At 33.6% G+C, this 14,875-nt stretch carries 12 protein-coding genes; all 12 read right to left on the bottom strand.

Annotation, left to right across the window (positions count from 1 at the left end):
* Nucleotides 1–9 precede the first annotated feature (9 nt).
* Nucleotides 10–1,353, bottom strand: a complete 1,344-nt coding sequence (locus BN2390_RS22025; RefSeq protein WP_053983058.1) for a sensor histidine kinase — start codon at nt 1,351–1,353, stop codon at nt 10–12.
* Between the two features lie 13 nt (nt 1,354–1,366).
* Nucleotides 1,367–2,092, bottom strand: coding sequence for a LytR/AlgR family response regulator transcription factor (locus BN2390_RS03975; protein ID WP_053983057.1), 726 nt, complete (start codon nt 2,090–2,092; stop codon nt 1,367–1,369).
* A gap of 237 nt (nt 2,093–2,329) precedes the next feature.
* Nucleotides 2,330–2,680 (bottom strand): YjgN family protein, encoded by a 351-nt coding sequence (locus tag BN2390_RS03970; RefSeq protein WP_053983056.1) that lies wholly within the window; start codon nt 2,678–2,680, stop codon nt 2,330–2,332.
* A 155-nt stretch (nt 2,681–2,835) separates the two neighbouring features.
* Nucleotides 2,836–4,089, bottom strand: a complete 1,254-nt coding sequence (locus BN2390_RS03965; protein ID WP_053983055.1) for a UDP-N-acetylglucosamine 1-carboxyvinyltransferase — start codon at nt 4,087–4,089, stop codon at nt 2,836–2,838.
* A gap of 107 nt (nt 4,090–4,196) precedes the next feature.
* Nucleotides 4,197–5,102: a two-component system regulatory protein YycI gene (locus BN2390_RS03960; RefSeq protein WP_053983054.1), complete on the bottom strand. Its 906-nt coding sequence runs from the start codon at nt 5,100–5,102 to the stop codon at nt 4,197–4,199.
* Nucleotides 5,103–5,237: 135 nt separating this feature from the next.
* Nucleotides 5,238–6,620, bottom strand: a complete 1,383-nt coding sequence (locus BN2390_RS03955) for a hypothetical protein (protein ID WP_053983053.1) — start codon at nt 6,618–6,620, stop codon at nt 5,238–5,240.
* A 10-nt stretch (nt 6,621–6,630) separates the two neighbouring features.
* On the bottom strand, nt 6,631–7,248 hold the full coding sequence (locus BN2390_RS03950; protein WP_053983052.1) for a hypothetical protein: 618 nt from the start codon (nt 7,246–7,248) through the stop codon (nt 6,631–6,633).
* Nucleotides 7,249–7,360: 112 nt separating this feature from the next.
* Nucleotides 7,361–9,160, bottom strand: a complete 1,800-nt coding sequence (locus BN2390_RS03945) for a HAMP domain-containing histidine kinase (protein WP_053983051.1) — start codon at nt 9,158–9,160, stop codon at nt 7,361–7,363.
* Nucleotides 9,161–9,163: 3 nt separating this feature from the next.
* Nucleotides 9,164–9,856 (bottom strand): response regulator, encoded by a 693-nt coding sequence (locus BN2390_RS03940; RefSeq protein WP_053983050.1) that lies wholly within the window; start codon nt 9,854–9,856, stop codon nt 9,164–9,166.
* Nucleotides 9,857–9,953: 97 nt separating this feature from the next.
* On the bottom strand, nt 9,954–10,763 hold the full coding sequence (locus tag BN2390_RS03935; protein WP_053983049.1) for a LysM peptidoglycan-binding domain-containing protein: 810 nt from the start codon (nt 10,761–10,763) through the stop codon (nt 9,954–9,956).
* Between the two features lie 1,064 nt (nt 10,764–11,827).
* Entirely contained in the window at nt 11,828–13,855 is a 2,028-nt protein-coding gene (locus BN2390_RS03930) for an S-layer homology domain-containing protein (protein ID WP_053983048.1), read from the bottom strand.
* 409 nt (nt 13,856–14,264) lie between these two features.
* A complete protein-coding gene (locus BN2390_RS03925; protein WP_053983047.1) occupies nt 14,265–14,789 on the bottom strand; it encodes a hypothetical protein in 525 nt (174 codons plus the stop codon).
* Nucleotides 14,790–14,875 lie beyond the last annotated feature (86 nt).

Genomic DNA, 14,875 nt, shown 5'->3' with positions numbered 1-14,875 from the left:
CGCTTATCTTTAATTACTCATATACATGATGAGCTTAATCTCAAAGATATTATCTACCACATGATAGCTCATATTTCCGTTATATTTTTCAACACTATTCTTAATGCTTAAAAGACCTATCCCATGATTAAATACATCTTTTTTCGTTGTTTTAAGCATCTCTTTGCTCTTTAAATTAACTGTATTGGTCGTTGTATTCTTTACCTTTATAACCAGGTTATGATTAATTATATGAGCAACTACTTTAATGTGCTTATCAATAGAATCATCTGTCATATTCTCACATGCTTCAACTGCATTATTAAGTAGGTTCCCAAATACAATGGATAAATCAAAGTTATCAATAGAAATATGCTCTGGAATCTCTACGTCATAATCAAATTGAATATTTTTCTTTGCACATTCTCCTATATTAAATTGTAAGATGGCATCAATTAATTTGTGCTGACATATTGTGTTCTTCTCTAAGAGGAATAAATCACTTTTCATATTCTCTAAATACTTTTTAGCTTCTTCTACATTTTCATTTGCAAGCAAGGTATCTAATGCCAATATATGATGCTTAGTATCATGGACAATAGTCCTAGACTTTTTCATGGCATACTCTAAGTTATTGTAATGATTAAATTGTATTTTGAGCTGCCCCTCTAGAACCTTTAATAGAAAATGAATATATGATTTCTCAGATATCATTCTAAATAAAGTAACAATATAAAATAAGAAAATCACCGAAATAATAGAAACATTAATAATGCCTCTTACTAGTCTATCTGTTGTCACTAACTCCATTGACTTTATAAAAATCGATAATAAAACATTATAATTTATTATCCCGAATATTAAGCATATGTTTAATACTTTTTTATTTTCATATAGGTAATCAAAATTTAAATACTTAGAATTAAGTTTTATATATAACCAACTTGCTAAAATGATAAATATAAAGTTTCTAGAGAAAAATGGCATTGCATCAATAACATGTATTACATAGTTAAGCCAACTTGTTTTAATAGCTAAACCTTCTAATGCCTCATAAATAATAAACATCCATATTCGAGACAGCAAAAAGAGCTGTAATAAAATGATACACTTTAAAGAAATCTGAAATAATTTCCCTTTAAAAAATAAGTTATATAACACCAAAACTAAAAAGGCTAATATATATAATTCACTTAGTAGACTTATCTCTGTAAGATGTAATTGATAATATGTAAAAATGGTAATACCCCATATGGCTAAAAAAGAGATGTATTTATTACATATACATTCAAACTTCTTAAGCATCACCAAATGTAAAAATACAATGAGAATGGTCCAGCTATCTATAATTTGTATTAGTATTTCAAAATTCATATTAACTCCTATTTTATAGTAATGAAGATGTATATTCTAAAAATCTATTTTTAACATCTTTATATAAGCTTCTACTGATAGGGGCTGTTTGATTATTTACAAAAACAATCTCTTTCGCTGATATGGACATAATATTTTTTAGATTAACTAAGTAACTGCGATGACTCTTTATAAAATGATGTTGCTCTAATTCTTTAGCTAGATCATCGATTTTTTTATAAAATCCCTTATCTTCTATATGCTTATTTTTTATTGCATTAACATATATAACCCTTTTATCCACTTCGAAATAATTGATATCTATAAAAGGAATGGAATATAAGGCATGATTAATGCTAAAAGTAAAAACATTATTGGCATCATATTGCGTTTCATAAACTTCTAAAGCAATCTTTTGTAACTTTTCATATTTAATAGGTTTGACCATATAACTTAAGGCCTTCACCTCATAACCATCTAAAGCAAACTCTACTGTACTTGTTAAAAAGGCAATAAGTACTTTCATATCTATCTTTCTAATTTCTTTTGCTGCTTCAATCCCATTTTGCCCTTCCATCAAGATATCTAAAAAAATTAAATCATAATTCTTAGATGAATGATTAAGTGCCCATATAAGTTCTTCCCCAGAAGAATACATATCTATAAATATATCTATATTATACTCAAACGAGAATCTATAGAGTAACTTCTCTAGTTCATCTCTAAATAGTTTCTCATCATCACATATAGCTACCTTCATCCCTAGCCCTCCTTAAATGTCCAAATTAATTATATCTTACCTTCCCTCATTAATAAATTATTTTTTATTTCCAATATATTTCTAAACAAACTTAGCATTATATAATTAACAGAAGATAATTATACTCTATTGATTATCTTTTTTATACATATACTTTAAATTTATTTATATATAAATAAGTAAATCCCCCTTAGCAGCACAGTTAAGCGCCCTAAGGGGGATTTATAATATCAAATTCTATTCCATCTGCGTATCTTCAAAAATTGTATTTGCTGTAATCCATTGCTCCATTCTTATATCTACAACAATTACAAATATTCCTAAGGTAATCACACTTAGGAACCACCACCATAGCCAATGGCAAATGAGCTCTCTAGGGTCTCCAATAAACTTCAATCTCTTACCACAAATAACGGTATGATGATATTGGGCTTTATACTTCATGCATAGTGCCCAAGGATAAGCTAGCCCTAACGTTAAAATACATATGGCATAAAATTTAATATTAAGAAAGATATAATCTTTTACCTTCTTATCAAAGTAGGAATCATATTTTTTCTTATTTTCAATGATTGTTGACTGTTTCATATTAAATGTGCCTCCTATAGCCTTCTGCAAGATTTTCTCTGTTTTTATCTTAACAAATAATGCTCTATAAGTATTATAACTGTTATCGATAGCTTATATTCTGTTATGAAAATACAAAAAAGCAACTCAGGTTTTATAACCTGAATTGCTTTTCTTTACACTCTTGAGACATCTGCCCCAAGTGCTCTTAATTTATCTTCTACTGATTCGTATCCTCTATCAATGTATTTGATATCATCGATATAAGTTTCACCATCTGCTTTTAGCCCCGCTAAAATCATACAAGCACCTGCACGTAAGTCTGTTGCAATAAGATCGCTGCCTTTTAGATGACTTACGCCTTCGATTTCAGCTTTGTTTCCGTTTACTACGTTAATCTTAGTTCCCATATGATTGAGTTGTTCAATATATTGGAATCTGTTTTCAAACACACTTTCAAGCATAGTACTCTTACCCATTGCTGTACTTAATAGTACTGTCATCTGTGGTTGAAGGTCTGTTGGGAAACCTGGATGAGGTAAAGTTTTAACATTTGTTGCAATAAGATCTTTACCTGCAGCTACATGAATGTAGTCGTCTCCTTCTTCAATTTCAACACCCATCTCACGCATTTTGAGAGATACTGATTCCATATGCTCTGGGATAATGTTACGTACATATACATCCCCACCAGTAATAGCTGCTGCCATCATATAAGTGCCTGCTTCTATTTGGTCTGGGATAATAGAGTATTTTCCACCTTGTAACTTAGGTACACCTTTGACACGGATAACATCTGTACCTGCACCTTTGATGCTTGCTCCCATCATATTGAGGAAGTTGGCCACATCTACGATGTGAGGCTCTTTAGCTGCATTCTCAATAGTAGTTGTCCCTTCTGCTAAGACTGCTGCTAACATGATGTTAATCGTAGCACCTACGCTTACTACATCAAGGTAAATATGTGTTCCTACTAATTTATCTGCTACTGCATAAATTGTATCTTCTTGTATGGTTACTGTTGCACCAAGTGCTTCAAAACCTTTAATATGCTGATCAATTGGTCTTTTACCAAAATTACATCCGCCTGGCATTGCAACTTTTGCTTTACCAAAACGTCCAAGGAGTGCTCCAATTAAATAATAAGAAGCTCTCATTTTACCAATACACTCATCTGTAGCACAATAACTGTATACGGTTGTTGCATCTACATTAACAGTATGCTTATCTTCAAATTCAGCAATTGCTCCTAAAGATTTCATTGCATCTGTTAATAAAATAACATCATTAATATATGGTAAGTTTTCAATTTCACATGTTCCATCCACTAAAAGCGCAGCTGGTAGTATGGCCACTGCTGCATTTTTAGCTCCACTAATTACTACATCTCCGGTTAGGCGTTTACCACCTCGTATACATAGCTTGCTCAACCTAAACACCTCTTAATTTGTATTTATTCTTTACTATTTTACTTTTGTTGTATCTATTGCAACATGGCCTTATAACGCCTCAAAATCAGTCATTTTCCATTATACCATCAATACTGGGAAATAAAAAGTATTTCTTCATAGGTATTTGTATAAGCATTGACAAATATCGGTGTTGTTAAACCCTTCATTTGAATTTTATACATTGGAACTGCTTCTTCGGCTAAAATATGCATTCCTTCGATATTATCTAGCCTATAGCCAAGTTCAACAGATTCAACTATTCGTTCCGTTTGATCCAGATTAAGTTCTTGCAGTCCAAAAAGGACTTCGTCAATAGGATATAAAGGTTTAAGCTGGCCTACTTTATCTGTAATGACCAGGCACCTGACCTCAGCATCAAACACGCCGCCCTCAGATACCCTTAATTTGATATAACTGTCAAAAACAGGTAAACCTTTATATACTTCATAATATGTTATATCCCATCCATATGACTCACTTCTAGACTCAATTTTTACATCTTGGAAATAATTCTCCATTTCTAAGTTCTCTACGAACCTCCTAGCTAGCTTCAAAGCTTCCTTCTCGCTCAAGGCATTGCCCTCATTTTCAATCCCTTTATGATGGTAGCTAATACGTTCTTTAGAAAACTTAAGTTCTTCTTCTTGCTTACTGTACACAAGTGCATTTCTCCCATATTTCACATCATAAGCATCTTTTGTAATGGTAATCAAAGAACGGTCTTCTCCAAATACATTACTTACCACGCCATCACGTATGGCAGAAGTAATCTGCACAGGCTCTAACCAAATGGACGATTTTGGCGAAAATACTCGAGGTAGCTTAGCATCAACTTTTATATTATTCTTTTTTAAAATAGAGGTAATCGTATCTAGACGATCATCAGATACTTGATACGTTACAACTAGCTTTTCATAATTAATCCATGCTAAGACAATATTGAGGCATAAAAAAATAGCAATTAATAAATTTAACGCCTTATCCCATCTCATATTTCCGTGCCACTCCTCACTTTATATACTATAAAAAGTTAGGGAATACTTCCCCTGCACCCTTTATAGGATAGGTAACAACTTCCCTATCCTATCATAAATATAAGGCAAAGTGAAGCATTACACTTTGCCTTATTATGGATAATACCACCTTTGTTTATAAATAACGCCCCAAGCGAGCTCAATTGGATGCTTGAAATCTTTCACTAAATAGACAAGTTCTAACCGATCTAATGTAAAGTCTTCTATGCCTTGTTCCATTAATAAGCTATACATATTATCCATTGGTTCTAAGTAATGAGATTTGAATGTTTGAGTCTGCCAATCAGAATAAATCTCTAATGTACATACCTTCATACTCACAAAATCATTGCCTTTAATGGATACTTCTAAATAAGAAGTAATCCCTAATTGCTTCTTCAAACTGTCTTCCATTTGAATTCGGTATCCATTATGGCTTAAATCAAAGTAATACGTAATTTTTTGTCCTTCTTGAACAATATTAGATAAATAAAGATTTTCTGCTGTCTGCTTAGAAACACATTCAGCTTCCTCTATAAAATCTAAAACCTTATTATAACCTTGAAGGAGATTGGTTACATTTTGAGTTTGCTTAGGATCTAAGTTTAAATACTCAATAGTACCTAAAGGATTATAAGTTACAATAGTCTTTTTAGGCTCAGTATAAACAACCGATCCATCTTCATAGATATCCTTTTCTTTAACCAGAGGACTTATAAAGAAATCATTAATCCTAGTTTCTAAAACTTGTTCGCCTTCTTCTTTTGTTAAATCAATAGGGTTATAAATGTTTAATATCGGATAAGTGACTAATGTCTCCTGACTACTAGTAGGTAGGAAGACATTGCCTTTTATTTGTAAATTTTCTATTGTAGCACTTGGTTGGTAAGTTGTAATGTTCTTAGTTAAATCATCTTCTGTAACTGCTCCATATACCTTTTCAATATCTTGAAAATTACCTATTACACTCAGTTCATAATAATAGTCTTCCTTGGAATTGACTAGGCATAAACTTGCTTCTTTTTGGAACTTATTCTTAGAATACATAAAGACATAATCGATCTTATCTACCAATGAACTTATACCACTTATTCCACTAATACTATCTAGTCCTAAAGGAATCTCATACTCAAGTACAATGCTTGGCATACTTAAGAGCTTACCCCATGGTATACCCTCTAACTTTGTAAGAGATTTCTCTTCTTCATATTCATAGACTACCTTTTTGAACTCACTTATAAGCCTCTTGTAATCCTTTTTCTCATTTCCTGTTGTATCACCTAGATAAAAAGCTAAAGAATTTGAAAGACCTGTATCGTTGTTCCCAGCTTCAACAACCCAGATATTCATAGGCATAATAGGTTCATAGTCCATATTTTTCTTTAAAAAATTATGGCTTGACATACTGCCAAGCCATAATAGCGCTGTCTGTATAACTGTTGCAACAATAAGGCAACTTAGTAAAATCAGTTTGATATGCTCTTTGCCTTTATCCATTGTCTCACCATCATTCTTTAGTTACAACTGCTGGTGTTGTTTTAGCCGCAGGCTCATTAATTTTCCCTAGAATGCCACTTGCATCATCTGCAATAAAAGTTTTAATCTTTTCTTTTTCCACTTCTGTTTTTCTCTCAATGATTATAGACTGACTGCCTCTTTTATCATCTGGCTCATAAGTGTATTTGATGATGACATGATTTGTTCCTTCAGAAAGGTCAATAAGCTGACTAAACATCTTAGTTGCACCGACTTCTTTCACTTTGTACACTTTATAACTATTTGTCTCGGTTGGAGCTGGAGTATCCATCTTTTCACCTGTATAGACAATAATCTCAATTTTTGTACCTGTGCGCGCTTCACCCATGATGTTAATCTGACTATCAAAAGTCTGGATCTTCTCTTTGTTAAGGGACTGGGTGATTCTCACATATTCATCTTTTTTAAAGGTAATAGCGGATGACGTACTTGTTTGTGAACCCTCTTTAACAATAGCTACTTCATTTGTTGCAGTTGTGTTCACATTTTTAGTTGTATCAGCTTTTACTTCTGATGCCATCAATGCTGTTGGCGCCATAAGTGTTGCTCCTAAAACTAGTATACTTGTAATATATTTCATCTTATTCATGTGGAACCCCCTTTCTTGAATTTATTGTACTTATAGTTTTCCTTCCTATATTATACAATATTTATTTTACAATTATGTTACAATTTAATAACGTTTGCCTTACAAGTAATTTTTAACTTGTGTATGGTTTAAATTGCACGGTAACTGTTGTCCCTTTTCCTACTTTACTCGTAATATGAATGGTTCCATCATGAAGCTCTACCATCTCTTTTACGATTGATAGTCCTAAACCTGTACCGCCTTGACTTCTAGATCTTGCCTTATCTACACGGAAGAAACGTTCAAAAATACGCGCTAAATCCGGTTTAGCGATTCCAATACCTGTATCTTGCACTTGCAAAGTAATCCAATCTTTATTTTTATAGAGTTTAACCGTAATGGTACCAGCATCTATACTATATTTTATTGCATTGGATAGTATATTGTGAAGGATCTGTCTGATTCTAGCACTATCTCCCATCATTATATAATCTAGTTCTGGGTTTGCTTCATAAATTAAGCGATGCCCTTTCTTTTCTATATGAATCTTTTGTGCTTCTAAAGTATCTTCAACAATAGACCTAAAATCAATGGCTCTTAAATCCAGTTGCATTTGTTTGTTATCAATACGTGAAAGTTCTAGAAGGTCTTTGACTAAGTTGGTCATACGATCTGCTTCTTTTTCCATAACCCGTAAGAATTGTACAGCAATCTCACGGTCATCAATGGCCCCATCTAAGAGGGTCTCCGTATAACTCTTAACTGTAGTAAGAGGTGTACGTAACTCATGAGACACATTTGCTACGAACTCTTTACGCATTTGGTCTAACTTTTGCTGATTTGTTACATCTTGCATAACTACAACAAGCCCTTCACTTTCACCTAAACTATTGGAATAAGGTGCGAAGTGGAGATTATAATAGCGCTCTTCTATCTCCATCATAATGCCTTCGTCTGCTTTGATGTTTTCACGTTCTTCATTTTTCATTAATTGATCAAAAGATACATCTACACCAAACTTAGGGAAAATAAAATCAAAGCGATGATCGATACGATTCTCTCCTAAGATTTCTGAACAAACAGGATTGGCATGAATAAGCACGCCTTGTCTATTAAAGGCCATAACGCCATCTGCCATATTTTGAAGAATCTTTTCTAACTTACTCTTTTCACTAGAGATTGCTCCCATCGTACGACTAAGCTCTGTTGCCATATAGTTGAAACTTTGTGTCAACTGGCCTATCTCATCTGTTGAATAAATAGGGATACGGCTAAATGAACCTTCCGCAAGTTGCTTAGAACTCTTGGTAAGTTGCTTGATAGGTACTGTTATCATCCTTGCAAATATAGCACTAAATAAAGCTGCAATTGCCATGGCTACCATAGATGCCAAACTAATTGTCTTCATGGCATTAAACACATTGTTATAAATATCTGATGCATCTGCCATTACATAAATAATAGCTAAAAGATCTCCTGTATTTCTATCCATAATAGGCCTAGCATGTTCTACATATTCTGGTCCCCCATCTTGGCTTGCAAAGTTGGGCCAATCCAAAGTGACAGCTTGTTTCTTATCAATTACCTTGGGAATAACCTGCTTAGATGGAACTAATTGTCCTATAGCATACTTAGACGTAGAACCTAATAAAAGGTGTCCCGTAGCATCTAAGATATAAATATCATGCTTATTAAGGGCCACCAACATTGAAAGGGTCTTTTCTACTTCGTCAATACTTTCTTCTAGCTGCTCGTCCGTCTCTACAGCCAGACGTGTTTCTATCATCTCTGCTGCATCTACTAACTCATTCTTTAATTTTTCATAATAAGTGTTCTCGATATCATAGATAATGAGTGTTCCACTCACTACCATAATAACGAGAACAAGACTTAAATAGATCGTTACGATCTTCCACTGTATACTCGTCTTCATAAACTAACCTCTGAAGTAATAACCTACTCCACGCTTTGTAAGTACAAAAGCTGCTTTAGATGGGTCATCTTCTATCTTCTCTCTTAGCCTTCTCACCGTTACATCTACCGTACGTACATCTCCATAATATTCGTATCCCCATACTTTTTCAAGGAGTGCCTCACGAGAAAAGACTTTACCTTTTTGAGTTGCTAAGAATCTAAGAAGTTCATATTCTCTAAGTGTTAAGTCTACTACTGTTCCATTTTTGGTTACTTCGTATTTACTAAGGTCTATCGCTAAGCTATCTTCTTGTACAAGATTAGACTCTACTGCTACCTCATCACTTACAAAGCCACCTCTTCTTAAGTTAGCTTTAACTCTTGCTACAAGTTCACGCATACCAAAAGGCTTAGTCATGTAATCATCTGCCCCTAACTCTAAGCCTAATACCTTATCTAATTCTTCTGCGCGTGCTGTAAGCATAATAATTGGTGTTTCCTTTGTCATTCTTACTCTTCTACATACTTCTAGGCCATCCATTTTAGGCATCATAATGTCTAGTATAATAAGGTCTGGGTCAATAGATTCAATAAGCTTTATGCCAGCTTCTCCATCATAGGCTACACATACTTTGTAGCCTTCCTTCTCTAAATTATATTTAATAATGTCGGAAATAGCTTGTTCATCTTCTATAACTGCAATCGTTTGTACCACTTTATTCCCCTGCCTTTCTATATCTTTCCGATGACTACCATCTGTAATACTTTATTTATATGATATCAAATAGCCCATATGAAGTAAAAAGGAAAAATTAAGGAGTTTCTTTCACTTCTTCTTTTGATTCTTCTTTCGGTTCTTCCTTTACAATCTCCATCCCAAGTACAGGCACACGTACATTAGCTTTGATTTCTTGCCCTATTTTAAGATTTGTTGTTAAACCTTCATTAGAACCTATTAAGTCATCAACTGTTAAGTTAAACTTGCTAGCAATACCCCAAAGGCTATCACCTTGCTGAACTGTATAAGTTACTTCTTCTCTTTGACGCTTCTTACATAAATCCACTAACGTTTCCATATCTACAAGTTTGTCTTCTGTTGTATATACTTCTTCTAGCTTTACATCATTTGTAAACTTGGCATTTACTTCTTTATCTTTAAAATAAACCTGTTTGAGTTCATCTTTTAATTCGTCTAATGTTGCTGGTGACTCGATAATAGCTACTTCTTTACCATCCACAATCAACTTTTGGAATTTGATTGTTACATCCATATTCTCTCTTAAATATGTTGGTAAGTTATTTGGATCAATCATGTCTTTCTTCTTGGCATGTACACGTTTAAGATCATCTAAGCCTTCTATTTCAACATCTGTCTTATACTTAGTTTCTAATTGTTTTTCTACTGTTTGAAGTGCTGTATCTATGTATTCTTTCTTGCTTACAACGCCAATAACCTCTCCGCCTACGCTTACTTGATAAGCATTTGGAAGGAATCCAAAGGCTACTCCTAATATAATACCGGCTCCCACAATACCTAGTCCTAGTCCTTTCGGCGTTACTTTCGAACGTCGTCTCTTGGAACTAGATAAATAAATTGTTTTTGATTTTTTGCTGAGTTTCATATGATATACCTCCTGTGATTAGCATGTTACAAAAATCCCCCTTTATCTACAATGATAACAGTTTGTTTGGGGTAAATCAAAGAATTTTGGAGGGAAATTTAAGGGAAAGGGCGTATGTAAGGGTAGGAGTTGTGTGTGAGTACTCCTTTTGCTACTGCTCACTCCTATTAAGAGTATCTAAGCTTGATACATTCATAAACGTTCGAAACTCGCTACGCTCAGACAGTCTCACTAAAACCTATGAATGCATCTTCACTAAGGTACTCTAAACACTCATTCAAAAGTAGCTCTAGGAGCCATCACACACAGCTCCTTCAATGCTTTCTAGGCCTTATCCCTAAAATATTCCGCTTTTACCACAGAGGCAACAAATAAGAGATGGCAAGCTAACTTTCAAGGAAGTTTCCATATTAGATTCACTTTCCTTCATGATTTTACTACCTTAAATTTCCATGTGCTACACAGGTAGAAAAGAATAAAAATTCTATTCAAAAGTAGCTCTAGGAGCCATCACACACAACTCCTTCAATGCTTTCTAGGCCTTATCCCTAAAATATTCCGCTTTTACCACAGAGGCAACAAATAAGAGATGGCAAGCTAACTTTCAAGGAAGTTTCCATATTAGATTCACTTTCCTTCATGATTTTACTACCTTAAATTTCCATGTGCTGCACAGGTAGAAAAGAATAAAAAGTCTATTCAAAGGCAGTTCTTGGAGCTATCACACACAGCTCCTTCGATACTTTCTAAGCCTTATCCCTAAAATATTCCGCTTTTACCACAGAGATAACAAATAAGAGACGGCAAGCTAACTTTCAAGGAAGTTGTCACATTAGATTCACTTTCCTTCATGATTTTACTACCTTAAATTGCCATGTGCTGCGGAGGTAAGGAAAATAGAAGATTTAAGATTAACTCGGGGCTATCCTATAAATTTAGACGTATAGAAGAGAAGTTTTGTTCCTTATCACATTCTAAAAGTGTCATGTATGGTACGTCCATTCATTTACGCTACATAGGAAAAAGGGACTGTATATAACAGCCCCTTTTTCCTATGTCTTCAACTATTTTTTGATTACTTCTATTATTTCTGGGTAACTAAGATTGTTATAGTTATAAGTAACTTCTACCTTATTCCCTTTTTTGATTTGATTTCTGTAGCTTGCTTGACCCTCTACAATAACCTCTACTTGTGTTGGAATCTCAATACGTTTAAGTACTTTGGATTCTCCTGTGAGTTCATCATAGTCAACAAGTACATCTATGTATTTAGCTGATGGACCTACATTTTCTACTGTTCCTGTATAAACCATTTCTGTAGGTACTTCTTTAACAACAATAGATAGTGCTTCACTGCTATCTGCAATAACTTCTACTCTAGCATTTAATAAGATATCACGTACTGTAATATCTTTTCTAGATGTTGCATCGTAGATATCTGTGTTCTTTGTGATGTTAATAATTTTAAGATCATTTTTTGTTTTGATAGCAATCTGTGGTGTGCTTGATAAAATAACACTTTCTACAGTCCCAACGAAGCTACTTTCTTCTCCTGTTGCTTCAATAGATGTAACCACACCACCATCCATCTCAAGTTTTAATGTATCACCCATACGTAAGTCTTGTACGTTAGCTACTTTACCATTACGTGTAATATCTGCAGCTAAGTCCACTTCTAGTATAGATTCTTTTGTGCCATCTGCTATGGTTAAGCTATAACTTGTCACTCGATTTGCAATGCGTACAAACTCAGCTTCTGTTTCATTCACTTGGGCACGTGCCAAAATGTTAACCTTAACAATTTTATTATCTTCTATGTAAATACGTACGCGATCACCTACAGATAGATCTTCTAGTGTTAAAGTTTCAGTACCTTCAACAATACTGTATTCATCTGCCAAACGATAGGTCACAATACCAGCATTAGTAGATACAGAAATAGATCCACTACGTCCAATATTTTCAACATCGCCTAAGTATCTCATGGTTTCTGTATTTTCTGTTGTGTCGTCTTTATCATTTGTATCTGGTGTCGTTGTTGTTCCACCTGTTGTGTTATCTAATAATTGAATGGTTTTGATAAGTTCAATACCATTTTCTTTTGCAACGGTTACAGCTACATTCTCACCTACTGTTACTTTTGAGAAGTCTACAACTTGTCCACTTGCATTAGTCACTTTTGTGCTTGGATTAGCTGTATAGAAAGTTGTTTTACCGTTTACTTCTAAAAGGACATAATTCTCGTTTGCTGCATTATTTTTAGGTACAACTTTATTGATTTTCCCTTTAATAGCTGCTGCATCTGGTGTTGTACTTGATGTATTGTCTTCTGGTTTTGTTTGTGGCTTATTCGCTGCTTCTTCTTTGTCTAATTTCTCTTTATAGACTAAAGCACTGTAAGTCATTTGGGCACAAAGGGCTCTTGTTACCTTTGTATTTGCTCCCATATTGCCTTTAGCATCCCCATTTAAAAGGCCAATTTCACTTAAATAAGCTACATGAGGTCTATTCTCCTCACGAATAAGGTCATTATCTGTAAACTTTGTTTTACCTGTATATTTCTCTTTTGCAGTTACTTCCTTACCAATTACACGTACTAAGAACGCTGCAAGATCTTGCTTTGTTAAAGTATTTTTAAATTCTTTACCATCTGCACTTTTAATCATAAAACGACTTAAGTCTTCTTCTTTTAAGTAGCCACGACCAAGTAAATAGGCAATTTCTTCATTACATCTTGTTTCCCATGCACTGTATTTATCCATATATGTCTTCAGTAATGGTTTTTTTGCTTCATAATTCTCTGCGATTTGCTTTTTCAAAGTTGGATCCATATCTTTAATAACAAGTTCATCTTGATAACCTGTCGCTTTTGCTAGCACCTCTGCTACTTCAAAATAAGTAACTTCTTGTGTCGGTGCAAATTCCCCACTACTATTTTTGGTCATATAACCTTTATCTTGCATATAACTCATCGCTGTATAGGCCCAATGATTTTCTTTAACATCTGTAAATGTTACTGCACCAAACACATTTACAGACATAATGCCTACAAGTGAAAAAGTCAAAAGTAATTTAGAATAATGTTTTCTCATCTAAATAGCCTCCTTATATTTCCTTGCACATAATATTAACTAACAGTATACTCTACCACTATTTTCTATTCTATAAGATACTTCCTTAAAAGACAATTGAATTTCGGTTTGTTCAAGATTTTTTAATCAGATTGTAATATAAGAAAATCCTAGAGTTCATACTTTATCCTTTTCTGTCGTTTATGCATAATTTATAGAAAATGCTGTAGACAAGTTTTCCCTATTATTCACAGGTTATCCCCAGATTTAAATATTGTTTTCAACCACCATTTAAGTTTATCCCCAATTTTAAGCTTTTTTTCCCCAGATTTTGGGGATAACATAAAATAAGCAGCTATTTTATGGGGTACAACCCACAAAATAGCTGCTTCGCATATTATTTGATTTTTCTACAATTCGACGTTATATCTTATAGTAAGAAGTTCTTCATATGCGCTATAATATCTTCTCTTTTGGTTTCTACATCATAAAAACCTTTTTTTATATATAGACGCTGAATATCAATAGTACGCATATCACTTAGCTGTAATCTAGCAAGATTACTATTTTTAAATTCTTTTATTTTAATATCTAATTCAAATTCTGGATCAATCTCTGCGGAATCTTCTTTAACAGATGTCATAGGGATTACGAGTAACTTGGTTTTCAAACGTTTATACACATAGCACCAATGCCCTCCATAAAGTTCTTTTGGAAAGCCTCTTGTCAAATTGAAATAAGCAACTTGATGTTCATTTGGAATGTGCTTTGGAAGATAAAATGTTGTAGATGGGTCACCGCTCCCTTTAGATGTTAATACATTATAAAAATAATCTAATTGGTCTACATGATATTCTAAATCCCTTATGAATCCATCAATACTTTGATACTGATTAATTCTATCCAGTTTGTCCACTATTTCTATCATCTTATGATAAATTGCTCTATCTGTCATATTTTATATTCCTCATTTTATTTCCAGTTTATATGTTGAATTATCCTCATCTCTTTTATATAATCTTATCCCTAGTTTATATTAGG

Origin of the sequence: Niameybacter massiliensis (genome assembly GCF_001282685.1) — a bacterium.
GTDB lineage: Bacteria > Bacillota > Clostridia > Lachnospirales > Cellulosilyticaceae > Holtiella > Holtiella tumoricola.
This window is presented reverse-complemented; position numbering and strand designations above follow the sequence as displayed.

Coding starts and splice junctions, on each gene's coding strand:
- BN2390_RS22025 (WP_053983058.1), bottom strand. CDS start 1,353: ATGAATTTTGAAATACTAATACAAATTATAGATAGCTGGACCATTCTC.
- BN2390_RS03975 (WP_053983057.1), bottom strand. CDS start 2,092: ATGAAGGTAGCTATATGTGATGATGAGAAACTATTTAGAGATGAACTA.
- BN2390_RS03970 (WP_053983056.1), bottom strand. CDS start 2,680: ATGAAACAGTCAACAATCATTGAAAATAAGAAAAAATATGATTCCTAC.
- BN2390_RS03960 (WP_053983054.1), bottom strand. CDS start 5,102: ATGAGATGGGATAAGGCGTTAAATTTATTAATTGCTATTTTTTTATGC.
- BN2390_RS03955 (WP_053983053.1), bottom strand. CDS start 6,620: ATGGATAAAGGCAAAGAGCATATCAAACTGATTTTACTAAGTTGCCTT.
- BN2390_RS03950 (WP_053983052.1), bottom strand. CDS start 7,248: ATGAATAAGATGAAATATATTACAAGTATACTAGTTTTAGGAGCAACA.
- BN2390_RS03945 (WP_053983051.1), bottom strand. CDS start 9,160: ATGAAGACGAGTATACAGTGGAAGATCGTAACGATCTATTTAAGTCTT.
- BN2390_RS03935 (WP_053983049.1), bottom strand. CDS start 10,763: ATGAAACTCAGCAAAAAATCAAAAACAATTTATTTATCTAGTTCCAAG.
- BN2390_RS03930 (WP_053983048.1), bottom strand. CDS start 13,855: ATGAGAAAACATTATTCTAAATTACTTTTGACTTTTTCACTTGTAGGC.
- BN2390_RS03925 (WP_053983047.1), bottom strand. CDS start 14,789: ATGACAGATAGAGCAATTTATCATAAGATGATAGAAATAGTGGACAAA.